Source organism: Verrucomicrobiia bacterium (assembly GCA_026414565.1).
Taxonomy (GTDB): Bacteria; Verrucomicrobiota; Verrucomicrobiia; order Limisphaerales; family Fontisphaeraceae; genus Fontisphaera.
In genome coordinates this window covers 226,345-243,446 of the sequence record JAOAIT010000018.1, presented here as the reverse complement: position 1 = coordinate 243,446, position 17,102 = coordinate 226,345, and the positions used below count along the sequence as shown (strand labels likewise).

The following is a 17,102-nucleotide window of genomic DNA, read 5'->3' as shown; positions in this document are numbered from 1 at the left end:
CTCACGGCCTATTCCCGCCAGTTGAAACCGCCTTTTTTCACCTCGTACAGGAATCCGAAAAACAGAAGCCCGAGGAAAGGCAGCATGGCGGCCAGAATTAGATTGCGGGTGGCGGCATCCTGTAACATGTCCCGGTACACCACCGCCCAGGGATAAAGAAATACCACCTCAATATCAAAAAGGATGAACAGCAGCGCCACGAGATAGAACTTGATCGTCAGGCGGGTGCTCTGTCCGCTGACCGGGATCATGCCGCATTCATACGGCAGGTCTTTGCTGCGGGCACGATGCAGACGGTAGCGGTTGGCCAGACGGCCCACCACCACCGAGCCAATCAGCATGAATGCGGTGAAGGCCACCGCCAGCAGCAGGAGCATCAGCACCGGCAGATATTGTTCCAGTTGCATACAGCCAATGTAAAAGTGTCTGCCGCGGGTGCAAGCTCAAACCCGCTCCCCCGGCGGCGCCGGGCCTCCGCGCAAACGATGCTCGTAATCCAGCAAGGCATAGCGATCCGTCATGCCGCTCAGGTAGTCGCAGATGGCTCTCGGCCAGCCATCCACCCCGGCACGTTTGCGGCTTTGCTCGCCGATTTCCTGCGGATGCGCCAGATAATAGCGGAACAACTCGGCCAGCATTTTGACGGCCCGCCGATTCGGCTGGTGCACCACTGGATTGTAATAAAGATTGCGATACAAATAACGCCGCAGCTCACGATTCTGGCGGTGCCTCTCCTTGCTGTAACAAATCAAGGGATGCCGGCTGGCGCGGGCGTCATCGGCGGATTGCAGCCGCGCCTCGGCAATGCGCCGGGCGGAGGTGGTGACGACATCCCGCACCTGCAGGTCAATCACACATCGGATGATGAAAAAGCGGCGGCACTCATCGGCCAGATGCCCGTGGGCGCGTTCCACCTGGCGGGTGGCCAGGGCAAATAACTCCACCTCGCGCAACAAGGTGCGCTCCTCCAACAAGCCGCTCTCCAGGCCGTCGTCCAGGTCGTGGCTGTAATAGGCGATTTCGTCCGCGAGATTGGCCGCCTGCGCTTCCAGGCTGCCCCAACCGGAGGAGAATTCAGCGGCGTCCCGGGCATCGGCCTTTTCGGGGGAATGGCAGACCAGACCCTCCCGCACTTCCCAAGTCAAATTCAGGCCGGGAAACTGCGGGTATTTCTGCTCCAATTCCTCCACAATGCGCAGGCTTTGGCGGTTGTGCTCGAAACCTCCGTGCTCGCGCATCAGGCGGTTGAGCACCGTTTCCCCCTTGTGACCAAAAGGGGGATGTCCAAGGTCATGGGCCAGCGCAATGGTTTCCGCCAGGTCTTCATTGAGTCGCAGGGCGCGGGCAATGTTCCGGGCAATGGCGGCCACTTCCATGGTATGGGTGAGGCGGGTGCGCAAATGATCCCCTGTACCATTCAGGAAAACCTGGGTCTTGCCCTCCAGGCGGCGAAAGGCGCGGCTGTGAATGACCCTGTCCCGATCACGCTGAAAATGGGTGCGCCACTCCGGCGGCGGCTCCGCGTGGCGGCGGCCACGGGTTTGGGCGCTAAGCTGGGCGTAGGGGGCGAGTGTCAGCCGTTCCAGCGCCTCCAATTGCTCACGCGTGCGCAGCGCATTCATGGGACGCTTCCAGGGGTCAGCCTGGCGTCCCGGTTTTCAAGGGGGCGCCGACCACGTCTTTGGCACTTAGGCCGCGAAATTCCAACAAGCGGGAAATGACATCCTCGATCAAATTATTGGGGCAGGAGGCTCCTGCTGTGATTCCAATGGTGGCGGGGCCATCGGGAAGCCAGTCCCGGGTTTCCACTTCCCGATGCAGGTGTTGATTCCAGTGGGTAATGAGGCGGGGCGAAACCATTTTGGCGGCGTTTTTGATGAAATAGGTCGGCAGGACCGCCTCGCCCATTTCCGCCAGGTGGGAGGTGTTGGAGGAATTATAGCCACCAATGACAATCAACAAATCCAGCGGCTCTTTCAGCAATTTTTGCAGGGCATCCTGGCGGTCCTGGGTGGCGCCGCATATCGTGTCAAAATAACGGAAATGAGCCGCCAGGTTTTCCGGGCCGTATTTTTGTTCCATGGCCGCTTTGAAGCGGCGTTGCACTTCTTCGGTCTCGTTGCGCAGCATGGTGGTCTGGTTGGCCACGCCGACGGCCTGAAGATGCACATCGGGGTCAAAGCCAGGCGAGTAGGCTCCTTTGAACTTTTCCAGGAACTCCTGCTTGTTGCCGCCCTGCAGGATGTAACGGCAGACGTAATCGGTTTCCTCCAGGTTGTACACCACCAGATAATGGCCCTGGCCGCTGGCGGTGGCCTGGGAGGTGGTGGCCTTGGTTTCCTCGTGGCGGGCTTTGCCGTGAATGATGCTGGTAACCTGATCCCGGGCGTATTGGCGCACCCGTTTCCAAACGCTCATCACGTCGCCGCAGGTGGTGTCCACAAACACACATCCTTTTTCCTGCAAAATCTGGCGGGTCCGCACTTCGGTGCCAAAAGCGGGAATGATCACCACATCACCGGCTTTTAACAGAGCCAGTTCCTCGGGGGTTGGCCGGCTCGAAATGGTGCGAATACCCATGTGGCGAATCTGGTCGTTGACCTCCGGGTTATGAATGATTTCGCCCAGGAGGTAGATGGGGGTTTCGGGCGGAAAACTTTTCCGGGCCGCGTAGGCCAAATCAATCGCCCGTTCCACGCCGTAGCAGAAACCGAATTCCTTGGCCAGTTTGATGCACAAATTGCCGGCGCGCAACTCGTGGCCGTGCGCCCGCAAATATTCCACCAGCTCGCTGCGATAATGCGAGACCACTTGCGCCTGCACCTCGGCCATGATGTCCGGACGGCGCAGGTTGATTTTGGGGGTCGTGACTGTGGGTTCCGCCGCCATACGAAGCTAGTGTAGCATGAAATGCCCCTCCGTAAAGCCGCATTCCCAAGGGGGCAGGGCAGGGGGCCATGGCGCCATGGGCTGCACTTCGTGATTGCATTGACGGCCTGCTCGCGCAAGTATTCCGCCGCGTGTCGGAGCGTAGCTTAGCTTGGTAGAGCGCTTGGTTTGGGACCAAGAGGTCGCCGGTTCAAATCCGGCCGCTCCGACCATTTGGCCTGCTTCTTCGCCCTGCCTGCCCGTGTTGGATTGAGGTGAAAACCAGCCGGTTTTCAAAGCGGCAGAGGGGCTGATTGGTCACTTCTAGGCCTGGGGCAGGCGCAGATGTTCCCAGAGGGCCTCGGGAGCAAGGCGCAAATTGATGTAAAAAGGTCCAAAATCCGCATAGCGGGCGCTCACCTCGTCGAACCGCATCTCGTACACGATTTCTTTGATGGTATCCGCCTGCCGGGCCACGAGCGTCACCCCCCATTCCCAGTCATCCAGGCCGGTGGAGCCGGTGATCATTTGCACGACGCGCCCCGCGTATTTGCGGCCGGTGCGCGCGTGACCGCCCATGAGCAGTTTGCGCTGCTCAAAATTCAGGAGATACCAATTATCGCCGGACATCCGGCGCTTATTCATGGGGTAAAACCCCATGACCTCCCAATTGGGCAGTTCCGGGTAAAGGCGGTAGTGCATGTATTCCTCCACCCGCTTGGTTTCCTCGGCCAGTCGCGTTTCATACTCCGGCGTGCCGGGCGTCAGGTTTTCCTGGCGTTGCAAGCGCTGTTTGGCCTCCTCAAGGGTCGGCATGTATTCAGTCAATTCAGTGACGCTCAGGTAGCTGAACACCGGCTGCAACACCCCGGGAGGGAAACAAGCCTCGAGATCCCGGTGGAGGCGGGCAATGCCGTCAAGTGTGGCGTGTTGCAGCAAAAAGGCTAGGTCCGCTTTGCCGCCCACGTTGGCGTAACAGGTGAGCCGTGGCTGACAGGCGGCGCTATTGGCCTGGCATAGGGTGGCCAAACGCTCGCGGCGGCCGGTGGATTCGCCAGCGGGCAGTTGCAGCCACTTCCAGCGGTCCACCCGGTAGAAAAGATGCATGACGTGGATTCCTTGTTTTAAGGCAACACTGGGCAGATTCATGCGAAAGAAGCCATGGGCGCTAGGGTGAAGATCAACTCTGTTTCAATCCAGTTGCAGGGCTTGTTGTAAAAAGCGATCCAGATGATTCAAGATGGCATTGTCATGGGCCACCAAAGTGGCCTGGCTGGCTACCGCTTTTTGCTCCATTTCCTTGTCGAGGGCGGGCACGATGGCAATGACCGGCACATGTTGGGTATCCGGGGAGGAACGCAGCTCGGCAATGGCCCGGGCGGCGTCAGCCTGGGAAAACGGCATGTCCACCACCGCCAGCAGGGGGCCTTCCCGGCGCGCCGTTTCCACCAAACCAGCGGGGTCGTTCAAAGCGAGGACGCGATATCCCATGTCCTGGAACCGGTTCAAAAGCTGGCTGCCGGGCAGGATGCGCTCATAAACCAGAATGACCAACGGTCGCGTCACGCGCACAAGAGTGGGTCAGGAAGGGGCAAAAATCAAATGATTTGATGTCCCCAAGGCCATCCCCTCATTCCCGGCTTGAGTTCTGCGGCATGCATGGTAATTCATCTGGCCAACGAACGCTTTTATGGCTGCCGAGGTGCTGGTGGTGGTGCCAACGTACAATGAGCGGGACAATTTACCCCCGCTTATTGCCCGGCTTTTGGGACTCCCCATCCCGGTGGATGTGCTGGTGGTGGACGACAATTCTCCTGATGGCACGGGCGAGCTTGCTGATGAACTGGCCCGCAAGCACCCACAGGTGCACGTCCTGCACCGGCGCGAAAAGAACGGCCTGGGCCGGGCTTATTGTGCCGGCTTTGAGTGGGCTCTGGCCCGGGGCTACGCGTATGTTATTCAAATGGACGGCGACTTTTCGCACGATCCAGCGGCCATTCCTGAGTTTGTTCGGGCTGCTCAGGAGGCCGATCTGGTGATTGGCTCCCGTTACAGCAACGGCATACGAGTGATTAATTGGCCGCTGAAACGGCTTATTCTAAGCCTGGGTGCGGCGCAATACGTGCGTTGGATAACGGGTTTGCCGGTAACGGATCCCACCGGCGGGTACAAATGCTTCCGGCGCTCCGCTCTGGCGTCGGTGGATTGGAAAAACATCCATTCCAATGGCTACAGTTTTCAGGTCGAGGTAACCCATAAAATCTGGCGTCAGGGGCTGAAAGTGGCGGAAATCCCCATCATCTTCACGGATCGCTTTCAGGGAACCTCCAAGATGTCTGGAAAAATTGTATGGGAGGCCGTCTGGATGGTCTGGCGCCTATGGTTCCAAAACGGTTTGCGTCGCTCCCCGCGGCCCCGGCCTGTCTCTTGATTATTCTGTCATGGCTCTGTTCCTACCAAGTCTTGGGCGCCTGTATTGCTTTTTCTGGCTTCTAATCGGCGCGGCGTATTTATCGGCAGGAGAAATCCATACCGCCGCCGAAAAAGGCGATCTGGCACGAGTTCGGGCGTTGGTGGCCGCCAACCCGGCCCTGGTGCATGACCGGGATCGCGAGCAAAAAACCCCGCTGCACTACGCCGCGGCGGCTGGTCAATTGGAGGTAGCTGCCTTCCTGCTCGAAGCCGGGGCCGAGGTAAACGCCCGCTCCAACAGCGGCATAACCCCTCTTTACCTGGCTCAGGGCTTTGGCCGGAAGGCCGTCGCTGAATTGTTGCGCAAACATGGGGGCATCATGGATGTGCAAAAGCCTGCCGCCACTACGCCAGTCCGTCGTCCGTCGCTTGCAGCCACCAACCTGATGCCGCGCGATACCGTTGTGCCGCCGCCGCCTCGTTATCCTGCCATCATCATGGCGGTCCGTAGCAACGACTTGGCGGCTCTGGGAGCCATATTAACCACCAATACGGCGGCGGTGGAGGCCACGGACACCAACCAATGGACTGCCCTGCATCACGCTGCTGAAGTGGGCACGGTGCAGGCCGCACAAGTTTTGTTAAATGCTGGCGCCAGAATCAACGCCCAGGGCCATGGGGGAGTGGCCCCATTGCACATTGCAGTGCAGCGCAACGATCTGGCCATGGCCAGTCTCTTAATCTCCAATAAGGCGGATGTGAATCTGCGGACGTCCATTGGCGCCACGCCCTTGTTGCTTGCCGCCGCGGCGGGAAAGATGGGGGACATGGTCAAGCTGCTGCTGGCCGCTGGCGCGGATCCCCGCGCCCGCGATCGCTTTGGCAATACAGCCTTGATTCTGGCAGCAGCAGTGCCTGAACCGGACGGCGTGGCCGAGCTCTTGATTTCCACGGGGTTGGACATCAATGCCCAGGAGACCGGCGGCGGCTTCAGCGCCCTGCACCATGCCGTGCTGCGCGGCAACCGTCCGCTGGTGCAGGCTTTATTGGCCGCCAGGGCGAATCCTAATCTGGTCACCCGCGAAGGGGACACGCCGCTGGCCTTGGCGATGTTTGAGGGGCATCAGGAAATTGCTTCGTTGTTGCGCGGGGCAGGGGGGGCACTACCCCCGGAACCCACGGTAACGCCACTTGAGCGGTCGCTGATGGAACACTACCGGAAATACCAGGAAAAACTGGCCACCACCTCTTTTGCCGACTTGAAAAAGGTGATGTTGGAACGGCTGCCCACGCAACAGGAAATCAACCGCATTTTCGTGCGGGGGGCCTCGCAAGTTTGGGAAAAGGTGGATCGGATCCACCGGGATGAAGTGATGGCCTGGGGCGCCGCCAATCGCAATGATGAAGACCGCCAAAACTTTTTGAACCTCATGCGGGGCGGGAGCCGGGCAGGGGAATACCTGAGATTGGAACCGCGCCCGCCCTCGGCGGCCGCGGCGGCGGCCAAGGCCCGGCGCATAATCGCGCCAGATATACCCGTGTACCAGCTCGAGGTGCGCCGGCGGGGCGGGGATCGCTTTTTGGAGGGCGATTTTTATCATGTGGGAGGGCGATGGGTGTTGATCCCTTCGCTGAGCCAGATTTTCCCAGAGTTGGGCGGCCAGTGACACGGGCCGCTGCCGTAACCCCGACAAATCCAGACCAGATTGCCGTTGCCGGATGGAGATTCAGCGTTTAACCTTTGGGCCGTTTTGGGACGTTTGACAGGCGATGGACGCAGCACATATCAGAAATTTTTGCATTATTGCCCATATTGATCATGGGAAAACCACGCTTTCCGATCGTTTGCTGGCGCGCACCGGCACGGTTTCCGAGCGGGAAATGCGTGATCAACTGCTGGATGCCATGGATCTGGAACAGGAGCGCGGCATCACCATCAAGGCGCATCCAGTGACCATGTACTACCAGGCGCACAATGGGGAGACCTACGAGCTGAATCTTATCGACACGCCGGGACACGTGGACTTTTCATACGAGGTATCGCGCAGCTTGAGCGCTTGTGAGGGGGCCTTGTTGATCGTGGACGCCGCCCAGGGGGTGGAGGCGCAGACCGTGGCGAACGTCCACATGGCCATGAAACAAAACCTCACCATCATCCCGGTCATCAACAAAATTGATTTGCCTCATGCCAACATCGAGGAAGTAAAAAAACAACTGGAAGACATTCTGGCCATCCCGGCGGATCAGGCCATCCTGGCCAGCGCCAAGGCCGGCATCGGCATTGATGACATCCTGGAGGCCGTGGTGGCCCGCATTCCGCCGCCCCAGCCCACACCTGCGCCGTCCTTGCAGGCGCTCATGTTTGATTCCAAGTTTGACACCTACAAGGGCGTCATCACGTATGTCCGCGTTTTCAATGGCGAACTGCGTCCCGGCATGCTGGTCAAGCTCCTGCACTCGGGAAAGACCGTCGAGGTGAAGGAAGTGGGGAGCTTCAATCCCAAACCCTACATCCGCGAGGCCTTGACCATGGGCGAGGTAGGGTACATCACGGCCAACATTAAAAGCCCGTCCGAGGTGAAAATGGGCGACACCCTCACCGATGCCCGGCACCCCTCGCCGGCCCTGCCCGGTTTCAAGGAGGTGCATCCGATGGTGTTCAGCGGCATTTATCCAATCAACACCGCCGATTACGAACACTTGAAGGCAAATCTGGGCAAGCTGCAATTAAATGACCCGGCCTTTGTTTATCAGCCGGAAAGTTCGGTGGCGCTGGGCTTTGGCTTCCGATGTGGCTTCCTGGGCTTGCTCCACATGGAGATTGTGCAGGAGCGGCTGCGCCGTGAATACGACATGGACATCATCGCCACGTACCCTTCGGTGGTGTACCGCGTCACCCTGACCGATGGAACAGTGAAGGAAATTGACAACCCTGTTTTTCTGCCCGAGCCTAATCATATCCAGACCATCGAGGAGCCCATGGTGCGGGCGTTTTTAATTTGTCCCAATGAGTATATCGGCGATTTGATGCTGCTCATTGCCGACCGCCGCGGGGAGGTTAAACATACGGAAACCATTGATCCACGCCGCGTGATGTTGACGGCCGAGCTGCCGCTCAATGAAATCCTGATCGATTTCCATGACCGCATTAAAAGCATCACCCGCGGCTACGGTTCAATGGATTACGAATTCATCGAACCGCGCGCGGCGGATATGATCAAGCTGGACATCCTGGTGAATGGCGAGCCGGTGGATGCCTTTTCCTGCATTGTGCATCGTTCCAAGGCCGAAAGCCGCGGGCGCGCGCTGGCGGCCAAATTGAAGGAGGTCATTCCTCGCCAGCAATTCCAGGTGGCCATCCAGGCGGCCATCGGCGGAAAAATAATTGCGCGGGAGACGGTAAAGGCCTTTCGCAAGGATGTCACCGCCAAGTGTTACGGGGGCGACATCACGCGCAAGCGCAAACTGCTTGAAAAACAAAAAGAAGGCAAGAAACGCATGAAATCCATCGGTTCGGTGGACATTCCGCAGGAGGCGTTCATTGCCGTGCTCAAGGCTTGAGGCCTTCCTGCCTATGGCATTGTTGTTGCATTGGTTTCTAAGTCACAACGTCCGCAACGCCATCGCGGCTGAGCGACACGTGCGCCGCACCTTGCGGGCGCAGGCTGATCTGGTCGCCCCGGCCGGCCATGAGGCCATCCTGGCGGCGTGTGCGGCGCTCCGCCAGACCGCCCGCGAAACCACCCACAAGCAAAAGTTGGCGGCAGCAGTGGAAGAGCTGGAAAAGGCCGCCGGCAAATGGCTCAAGCCCTACCCGCACGCCAGCCTGCGCGACAATATCGAGGTGTTTCTGGTGGCGATCGCCGTTGCCATGGCCATCCGCACCTTTTTCCTCCAGCCCTTCAAAATTCCCACGGGCTCCATGCAGCCGACTCTGTATGGCATCACCCACGAAAATTTGATGGGGCGGGAAGATGTGGCCATTCCCACAGGCTGGCAGGCATTTGTGGATTCGTGGTTCAAAGGCGTCAGTTATTTCCAGGTGGTGGCGGAATCGGGCGGTCAAATTCAAGACGTGCGCCCGCCCAAACGGTTCATCTTTTTCAATCTCTGGCAGAAGTTCAAAATTGGCGCGCAGGAGGTGACCCTGTTTTTTCCGCCGGATGACATTCTGCAGCGGGCCGGGCTGGTGGATTTGCACCGGCTTCCCGACGGGGCCTTTTATTTCACGCCCACCAGCCGCGAATTCCAGCCCGGCGAAACGGTGATGCGTTTGAAGGTCATCAGCGGAGATCATTTGTTTGTGGATCGGATGACTTATAATTTCCGGCGGCCCCGGCGCGGAGAAATCATTGTCTTCGCCACCAAAGGCATCCGGGATTTACCCCAGAACCAATATTACATTAAACGCATGGTGGCCATGGGGGGCGAGAAAGTGCGTATTGGCGATGACAATCATTTGATCATCAATGGCACCCGCTTGGATGCCAGCACCCCTAATTTTGAACGCGTTTATACCTTCGACCTCAATCATCCCCAAAAAGGTCAGTACTTTGGCCACATGAATCGGACGGTGGGCTTAAAGGTGGCCCAAATCCTGCGCGACCCGAGCCTGACCGCCCTGGCTTATCACTTCCCGGATGCCAAGGCCGAGTTCGTTGTGCGGCCCAAGCATTACCTGGCGATGGGCGACAACACCTTGAACAGCTCCGACTCGCGTAACTGGGGTGATCTGCCACAGGAAAATGTCATTGGGAAATCCTTTTTTGTGTATTGGCCCTTCGGCGAGCGGTTTGGTTGGGAACACCTGGCCAATAGCGAACGGAAATAAACACCGGTTTCCAAGGAGGTTAAGAGCTGGCTCCCGGAGCAGCGGTTTTGGGGATGGCGCGATGTTAAAGCCATTCTGGCGCAACACATTGTGTTTTAATTATATTCGCACAATTTATGTTATATTTAATATAGATGCTTGCGTTTGCTGAGCTGTCCATTGCGTGTTTCCTTTTCTGGCATTTCTCATCGTCAAGGACCATAGGCCTGAGCTCCAGCCGAAAGATTCCTCCGCCAAGGACGTTTTGATTGTCTTGCTTGGCGCCTTCCTTTACACCCTTAGCTGCCGATGCAAAACTCAAATCATCCCAAACCTCTCACGGTCAGAGATGCGTTGCGTGATTTCTGGCGTTCGTTCACCGACCTCGGTGTCTTACCCGGGGCGCTGTGGATTGTCATTGGCGTCTATGTCGTGGAGAGCATGGCTTACTTTGGCGTGCTAACACTCATGACGCATTACTTGTCCAATGACTTGCATTGGGGGGACAAGGCCGCGGGCGTCGCCGTCTCAGCTTTTACCATGCTGGTGACTTTATTCATGTTGGGCGTGGGAAGTTGGGCGGAAAAGCAGGGGCTTCGGCGGGCCATTTTGCTGGCTCTGGGGTTTAGCGCCGTGGGGCGGCTGGCTTATTGTCTGGCACCTTGGACCTCTTGGTCAACCGTCCTGGTTTTCACCAGCATCCTCCTGGTGGCCATGGGATCCGGCATATTGACGCCGTCTTGTTACTCCGGCGTCAAACAGTTTACCAACGAAAAAACCCACTCCATGGGATATGCCATGATCTACGCCTGGATGAACCTGGGCATTGTGGGCATCGGCGCATTGTCGGCTTGGATTCGTCCGGCGGTGCAGGAGATGATGGACGGGAAGGGGCAGGGCACTCCCCTGCCCTTTTTGGGATTTCTGCGCGACATTTCGGTAAGCGGCGCTCATGCCGTAAATTGGGTTTGTTTGGGGATCACACTGCTGGCCGGCGTGGGGTTTTGGTTGTTTATGACAAGACGCCAGGAAGCCGCACGGTTGCGCCCGGAAACAGACATCACGCCCAAGGTTCGCCGTACATTTCGGGAATTTTTGCGACATTATTTTACCGAAGGCCCCTTTGCCAATCCGCGTTTCCTGTTTTTCATTTTCATGCTGCTACCGGTGCGGACCTTGTTTGCCCACCAATGGCTGACCATGCCGGAATACATCTTGCGGGCCTATCCGCAAAACGTGGCCGATCGCATGGAGTGGCTGGTCAATTGGATCAACCCGCTCATCATCTTTTTCGGCGTGCCGATTTTGACCGCCTTAACCCGGCGGGTGCCCGTCTATACCATGATGGTGATTGGAACTTTGGTTTCCGCCGCCCCGACCTTTCTGTTGTGCGCTGGCCCGCATTTGGGACTCCTCATCATCTATTTTGTCATTTTCTCCATCGGCGAGGCGCTGTGGTCGGCCCGGTTTCTGGAGTACGCCGCCGAGCTGGCGCCCCCAGGACGGGTGGCACAATTCATGGGCCTGGCCAACATCCCTTGGCTGCTGGCCAAAGGCACCACCGGTTTGTATTCCGGTTATATGTTGGAAACGTTTTGTACCAAGGGTTTGCCACCCGAGCAACTGCACACGGAATGGATCTGGTTGATTTACGGCTGCTTTGCCATGAGCACGCCCGTGGGCCTGTGGCTGGCGCGCAAATGGGTGGCTGCCGGCCTGCAAACCAAACATTGATGCCCGGGCCTGCACCGCGTTAGTGTGGGGCTGCATGTGGTTGCGCGCCAAATGGCTTTTGCCCATAACCTCGCCTCCCCTGCGGGACGCGGCGGTGCAGATTTACCGCAATCGCATCGCCAGCGTGGGCCAATGGAGGGAGGTGCGTTCGCACGTGACTGGCAGCGTCCAGGACTTGGGAGAGGTCCTGCTCATGCCCGGTCTGATCAATGCGCATTGCCATTTGGATTACACGGCCATGGCCGGCAGGCTGCCTGCCCCGCGTTATTTCCCGGACTGGCTCAAAGGGATGTTGGCCTATAAAGCCCATTGGGGATTCAGTGAGTATGCCCAATCCTGGCTGGCCGGCGCGCGGATGTTGTTGGAAAACGGGACCACCACGGTGGTGGATATTGAAGCGGTGCCCGAACTGCTGGCCGACGTTTGGCAGGTTACGCCCCTGCGGGTTTTCAGTCTCTTGGAGCTGACCAACGTCCGCCACCGCCGGGAGCCTGCGGTGTTATTACAAGAGGCGCTAAAGTGGATCGCTCCCCTGCCCCGCCGCCGGTGCCGCCCGGGGTTGTCTCCGCATGCCCTTTATTCCACCACGCCTGCGCTGGTTCAGGCTGCTGCGGCTCTCTGCCGCAGACGGCGCTGGCTGATGGCGATGCACGTGGCGGAATCAGTGGACGAGTTTGAGATGTTCACGCGCCGCGCCGGGCGCATGTACGACTGGCTCGCGCCACAGCGCGACATGACCGATTGCGGCGGGCATACACCGGTTGAGAGATTGGCGGAGTTGGGCGTTCTAGCCCCCAACTTTTTGGCCGTCCATGTGAATTACGCCACTCCCCATGACGCTGAAGTGTTGGCACGCCACAAGGTCGGTGTGGTGCATTGCCCCTCCAGCCATCGGTACTTTAAACACCGGCCGTTTCCACTTGCTCTCTTGCTTAAGGCTGGGGTCAACGTATGCCTGGGCACGGACAGCCTGGCTTCTACTTTGAAGCAGTCTGGCCAGCCGCTGGAACTTAACCTGTTCTCTGAAATGCGGCAGTTGGCTGCTAAAAATCCAGAGTTGCCCCCGGAAGCCATCCTTAAGATGGCAACCCTGCATGGAGCGCGAGCCATCGGATTACAAAATCGCCTTGGGGAGCTTAAGCCGGGGGCCTATGCGGATTTGGTTGCGCTTCCTGCACCCGCCAGACTCCCCTGCCCCTTTGAATATGTTGTGCAGGCAGCCCCCAAGCCCCTGGGCGTCATGATAGATGGTAAGTGGCTAATGGAACCCCATGGGTACCATTAACTTACCGGCTTTATCGTTATAGAATCAGCCTTAAGGCTGTTTTTCTGTATTTTTTTTGTTGCACCCATCCTTGATTTATGCTCCACTAGGGATGTTGTCGTACCTACCGAACCCTCACCTTGGTTGTGCGACAGAGGCGAGCGACCACAATTAGTTGTGGTTTGTGCTTGCATCATCCACAACCTCTGGTAACCTGAGATCCATACTGGCATGTATCTTAAGAATCTTACGGTTTTAGGGTTCAAGTCCTTTGCGGACAAGACTACGCTAAACTTCCTGCCGGGAGTCACCTGCATCGTTGGCCCCAATGGGTGTGGTAAGTCGAATGTCTCGGACGCAATCCGTTGGGTCTTGGGTGAGCAATCTGCCAAAGCCTTGCGCGGGGGCGAGATGGCGGATGTAATTTTCAACGGAACCGACTCCCGGAAACCGCTGGGCATGGCCGAAGTGTCTCTCACCATCGGAGACGTGGACGAGGAGCATTTGCGGGCGGCGGGGGTGGAGATGAGTTACAACGAGGTCACGATTACCCGCCGCGTATTCCGGGATGGCGGCAGCGAGTATTTCATTAACCGTACCCCCTGCCGGTTGAAGGACATACAACAATTGTTCATGGGCACGGGGGTGGGCCGGACAAGTTACAGCATCATGGCCCAGGGCAACATCACGCAAATCCTTTCCAGCCGGCCGGAAGAGCGCCGCCTGGTGTTTGAGGAGGCAGCGGGGATCACCAAATTCAAGGCCCAGAAAAAAGAAGCGTTGCGCAAGCTGGAATACACGGAACAGAACCTTTTGCGGGTGGCCGATTTAATTAAAGAGGTTAAACGCCAGATCGGCTCACTGCAACGCCAGGCGGGCAAGGCCCGCCGCTACCGGCAGCTCATGCAGGAGCTGCAACATCTGGATACGCAACTGGCCCGCCACCAGTATGACGTGCTGCAGGGAGAAATTCGGGAACGCCATGCCCGGCTGGTTGAAATCCAGCGCGATTTGGAGCTGGGCGCCGAGGCGTTGCTGCGGCAGGAAGATGAGCTGACCCAACTGCGCCAGCAGGCGGCCGAACTGGAACAGCAGATCAATCTGGCCCAGCAGGAGGGCCTGCAGATCAAGGCGCAAATTGAGCGTCATGAGAGCCGGATTCAGTTCAACGAGGAGCGCATCCGGGAATTGGAGGAGCAAAATGCGCGGGCCTTGCGCGACATTGCCGAAGCCCGGGAGCGCCGTCTGGCCTCTGAAACTGAGCTGGAGCAGGTGAATGCCCGGTTACGCGAAGCCGAAGAAAACCTGGCCCGCCAGCGGGAGAATCTGGCCGAGCGGCAGCGGGCCGTGCAGGCGGTGGAAGATTCCCTGCGCCAGCGGCAGGAGGTTTTGCGTCAGACCCAAAGCGAAGCTTTTGCGGCGGCGCAGAAGCTGGCGCAAACGCGCAATGCCATCACCGTGCTGGAGCTGCAAAAACAGGGCAACCTTGCCCGCTTGGAGAAACTGTCAGCGGAAAAAATCCAGTTGGAGGAGGAACGGGGACGGCTGGAAGAGCGTTTGCGCCACTTTGCGGCCAGTGTGGAAGAGGAGAAGCAAAACGTCTTGCTCCAGCGCAGCACCGTGGAGGAACGCCAGCGCCGCCTGCGCGAGACACAACAAGAATTGGCGCTGGTGGTGAACGAGGTGGAGAACTGGCTGCGGGAACAGGCAGGTTTGCGCGCGCGGTTGAATACCCTGGAACAACTGGCGGAATCCCATGAAGGTTTCAGCGCCGGCGCGCAGGCGGCGTTGAAAAAAACAGAAGCCGTTTTGGGCTCGCTGGCCGATCGCATCCAGACCGCCGATGAACACATCACGGCAGTGGAATCTGCCCTGGGCCATCACTTGCAGTTGGTGTTGACCGAGCGTCCGGAGACTGCGCGGCAGATTTTGGAGGAATTGCGCCAGGAGAAGAAGGGCAAGGCCAGTGTGGCCGCCCTTGCTTTGACCAACGGCCACCACGCGCCGCCGGTGGAGGATGGCAGCGCGGCCCCCGGCGAGGCCATCACGCGCCTGATTCAAGCGGATGAGGTGGCGCAGCCGTGGGTGAACGCGTTGTTGGGGCGCACGCGTCTGGTCGCTGATTTGAGCGTGGCCACCTCGGCCTGGCAGGAACACCCCGGCCAGTGGGATTTTGTCACGCCCCAGGGCGATCTGCTCAGCCGTCACGGCATCTTTACCGGCGGGGCCGCCGCCAATGGGCATCAAGCCTCCTCGATTCTAAGCCGCAAGAATCAGATGCAGAGTTTGCGGGCGGCCCTGGCCGGCTTGCAGGAAAAACTTAACGATTGCAACCGCCGCAAGGGGGTGTTGCAGGCGGAACAGACCGCCCTGCAGGCAAGCCTGCAACAGGCGCAGACCGAGCTGAGGGCGCAGGAGGTGTCCGTGGCCACGCATCAGGGTGAATTCAACGCATTGCAGAATTCGCTCCGGGTGCTCCATCAGAAAATTGACACCGTGGTCTATGAAATCCAGAGCCTGGCCAGCCAGGCCCAAGAGGGCCAGCAACAACATGCGGCGCTGGCCGCCCAGGCGGCGGAGTGCGAGCGGCAGGAGCAGCAACTGCAGGCCAGACTGGCGGAGGAAAGCGCGGGTTTGGAGGCTCTGCGCCAGCAACGTGAAAGCGCCCATGCCGCGCTGACCGAGGCTCGGGTGGCCGTGGCCACCCAGGAACAACTGCGCGCCGCCTGCTGGCAGCAGCGCGGGCCGCTGGAACAGCGCATCAGGGAATTGGGCCAGTTGGTCGGTCAGCGTGAGGCGGAAATTGGTTCCGGCGCCCAGCGTCACGCGCAGGCGCAAGCGGAAATTGAAGACAGCCGCCGTCAGATGGAGCGCCTGGCCCACGAGCGGGAACAGATCAGCGAACGCACGGCCATGCTGCAGCAGCAAAAGAGTCTCCTGATGACTTCGCTCAACCAGCGGGAAGAGCAATTGCGGTCCGAGCGCAAGCGCCATAATGATTTACAGCAGCACAAGGCGGCGGTGGAAGTTGAACTGGCCCAACGAAACATGGCGGTGCAAAACCTGCGCGAGCGCATCCAGCAGAAATACCAAATCAATCTGGACGAAGTGCGCAGCGAGTGCATCACCATCACCTATGCCGATGAAGGGCCGGCGCGGGTGGAAACGCTGACCCCGGAGCAAATGGCCGCGGCCGGTGTGGCCACGGATTGGAACGCGGTGGCCGAGCAGGTGGCGGCTCTGCAAAAGCGCATCGAAGAGATGGGGCCGGTCAACCTGGTGGCCATCGAGGAGTATGAGGAAACCGAGCAGCGTTACAAATTCCTCAGCACCCAGCACGAAGACCTGGTGGCCGCCAAGGCCCAATTACTGGAGGTCATCCAGCGCATCAACAGCCAGACGCGCGAAATGTTCACCGAGACGTTCAACAAAATCCGGGAAAACTTCCAAGCCATGTTCACTGAGATCTTCGGCGGCGGCAAGGCGGATTTGCGGCTGGTGGATGAAGGGGACGTGCTGGAAAGCGGCATCGAGATCGTGGCGCGGCCGCCGGGCAAGCAATTGCAAAGCATTTCCCTGCTTTCCGGCGGGGAGCAGACCATGACGGCGGTGGCGCTGTTGTTCTCCATTTATCAAGTCAAGCCCAGCCCCTTCTGTGTGCTGGACGAGCTGGATGCGCCCCTGGACGAGTCCAACATCAACCGCTTCATCAAGGTGCTGCAACGGTTTTTATTGCACTCGCAGTTCATCATCATCACCCACAACAAACGCACGATTGGCATGGCCGATGTGCTCTACGGCATCACCATGCAGGAAAACGGCGTGAGCAAGGTCGTGAGTGTCAAGTTCCACAAGGCGGATGCTTCAACCTCCCCTGCCCCGGAGGGGGAAAACCAGGCCGCCGCTCCGCCAGCCGAGAACGCCTCGACAGCCGCCTCAGTCGGCACACCGGCAGGATCTGTTGGGGACGTGGTATTGGTGAAGTGAGCGGGCCGGGCTGGCGGGATTGAGCGC

At 58.8% G+C, this 17,102-nt stretch carries 12 protein-coding genes and 1 tRNA gene; 8 read left to right on the top strand and 5 right to left on the bottom strand.

Annotated elements, in window-relative coordinates; translation table 11 throughout:
- Window positions 1-8: 8 nt before the first annotated feature.
- The 3 genes from N3J91_05190 to N3J91_05180 are packed head-to-tail and all read right to left on the bottom strand — an operon-like array spanning window position 9 to window position 2,889.
- The gene (locus N3J91_05190; protein MCX8155835.1) at window positions 9-407 is read right to left on the bottom strand and encodes an NADH-quinone oxidoreductase subunit A; all 399 of its coding nucleotides are present in this window, start codon (window positions 405-407) and stop codon (window positions 9-11) included.
- Between the two features lie 36 nt (window positions 408-443).
- Window positions 444-1,622, bottom strand: coding sequence for a deoxyguanosinetriphosphate triphosphohydrolase (locus tag N3J91_05185; protein ID MCX8155834.1), 1,179 nt, complete (start codon window positions 1,620-1,622; stop codon window positions 444-446).
- Window positions 1,623-1,638: 16 nt separating this feature from the next.
- Window positions 1,639-2,889, bottom strand: coding sequence for a 4-hydroxy-3-methylbut-2-enyl diphosphate reductase (locus N3J91_05180; protein MCX8155833.1), 1,251 nt, complete (start codon window positions 2,887-2,889; stop codon window positions 1,639-1,641).
- A 135-nt stretch (window positions 2,890-3,024) separates the two neighbouring features.
- On the opposite strand from N3J91_05180, the gene N3J91_05175 reads away from it, so the two are divergent.
- Window positions 3,025-3,101, top strand: a tRNA-Pro gene (locus N3J91_05175).
- 91 nt (window positions 3,102-3,192) lie between these two features.
- Here the strand turns inward: N3J91_05175 and N3J91_05170 are convergent.
- Window positions 3,193-3,975: a chlorite dismutase family protein gene (locus N3J91_05170; GenBank protein MCX8155832.1), complete on the bottom strand. Its 783-nt coding sequence runs from the start codon at window positions 3,973-3,975 to the stop codon at window positions 3,193-3,195.
- An 84-nt stretch (window positions 3,976-4,059) separates the two neighbouring features.
- Entirely contained in the window at window positions 4,060-4,434 is a 375-nt protein-coding gene (locus tag N3J91_05165; GenBank protein MCX8155831.1) for a hypothetical protein, read from the bottom strand.
- Window positions 4,435-4,558: 124 nt separating this feature from the next.
- Between N3J91_05165 and N3J91_05160 the strand changes: the two genes are divergently transcribed.
- From N3J91_05160 to smc, 7 genes are all read left to right on the top strand, one after another.
- Window positions 4,559-5,299: a polyprenol monophosphomannose synthase gene (locus N3J91_05160; GenBank protein MCX8155830.1), complete on the top strand. Its 741-nt coding sequence runs from the start codon at window positions 4,559-4,561 to the stop codon at window positions 5,297-5,299.
- 10 nt (window positions 5,300-5,309) lie between these two features.
- Complete coding sequence (locus N3J91_05155) at window positions 5,310-6,947, top strand: ankyrin repeat domain-containing protein (GenBank protein MCX8155829.1); 1,638 nt, start codon at window positions 5,310-5,312, stop codon at window positions 6,945-6,947.
- A gap of 103 nt (window positions 6,948-7,050) precedes the next feature.
- Window positions 7,051-8,841 (top strand): translation elongation factor 4, encoded by a 1,791-nt coding sequence (gene lepA, locus N3J91_05150; protein MCX8155828.1) that lies wholly within the window; start codon window positions 7,051-7,053, stop codon window positions 8,839-8,841.
- A gap of 13 nt (window positions 8,842-8,854) precedes the next feature.
- The gene (gene lepB / locus N3J91_05145; GenBank protein MCX8155827.1) at window positions 8,855-10,111 is read left to right on the top strand and encodes a signal peptidase I; all 1,257 of its coding nucleotides are present in this window, start codon (window positions 8,855-8,857) and stop codon (window positions 10,109-10,111) included.
- A 288-nt stretch (window positions 10,112-10,399) separates the two neighbouring features.
- Window positions 10,400-11,824: an MFS transporter gene (locus tag N3J91_05140; GenBank protein MCX8155826.1), complete on the top strand. Its 1,425-nt coding sequence runs from the start codon at window positions 10,400-10,402 to the stop codon at window positions 11,822-11,824.
- 193 nt (window positions 11,825-12,017) lie between these two features.
- On the top strand, window positions 12,018-13,109 hold the full coding sequence (locus N3J91_05135) for an amidohydrolase family protein (GenBank protein ID MCX8155825.1): 1,092 nt from the start codon (window positions 12,018-12,020) through the stop codon (window positions 13,107-13,109).
- A gap of 210 nt (window positions 13,110-13,319) precedes the next feature.
- The gene (smc, locus tag N3J91_05130; protein ID MCX8155824.1) at window positions 13,320-17,075 is read left to right on the top strand and encodes a chromosome segregation protein SMC; all 3,756 of its coding nucleotides are present in this window, start codon (window positions 13,320-13,322) and stop codon (window positions 17,073-17,075) included.
- Window positions 17,076-17,102: the final 27 nt, after the last annotated feature.

Bases quoted from the DNA above. Each gene is read 5' to 3' on its own strand.
- N3J91_05155 (MCX8155829.1), top strand. From the start codon at position 5,310: ATGGCTCTGTTCCTACCAAGTCTTGGGCGCCTGTATTGCTTTTTCTGG.
- N3J91_05140 (MCX8155826.1), top strand. From the start codon at position 10,400: ATGCAAAACTCAAATCATCCCAAACCTCTCACGGTCAGAGATGCGTTG.
- N3J91_05180 (MCX8155833.1), bottom strand. From the start codon at position 2,889: ATGGCGGCGGAACCCACAGTCACGACCCCCAAAATCAACCTGCGCCGT.
- N3J91_05170 (MCX8155832.1), bottom strand. From the start codon at position 3,975: ATGCATCTTTTCTACCGGGTGGACCGCTGGAAGTGGCTGCAACTGCCC.
- N3J91_05190 (MCX8155835.1), bottom strand. From the start codon at position 407: ATGCAACTGGAACAATATCTGCCGGTGCTGATGCTCCTGCTGCTGGCG.
- N3J91_05135 (MCX8155825.1), top strand. From the start codon at position 12,018: ATGCCCGGTCTGATCAATGCGCATTGCCATTTGGATTACACGGCCATG.
- smc (MCX8155824.1), top strand. From the start codon at position 13,320: ATGTATCTTAAGAATCTTACGGTTTTAGGGTTCAAGTCCTTTGCGGAC.
- lepB (MCX8155827.1), top strand. From the start codon at position 8,855: ATGGCATTGTTGTTGCATTGGTTTCTAAGTCACAACGTCCGCAACGCC.
- lepA (MCX8155828.1), top strand. From the start codon at position 7,051: ATGGACGCAGCACATATCAGAAATTTTTGCATTATTGCCCATATTGAT.
- N3J91_05160 (MCX8155830.1), top strand. From the start codon at position 4,559: ATGGCTGCCGAGGTGCTGGTGGTGGTGCCAACGTACAATGAGCGGGAC.
- N3J91_05185 (MCX8155834.1), bottom strand. From the start codon at position 1,622: ATGAATGCGCTGCGCACGCGTGAGCAATTGGAGGCGCTGGAACGGCTG.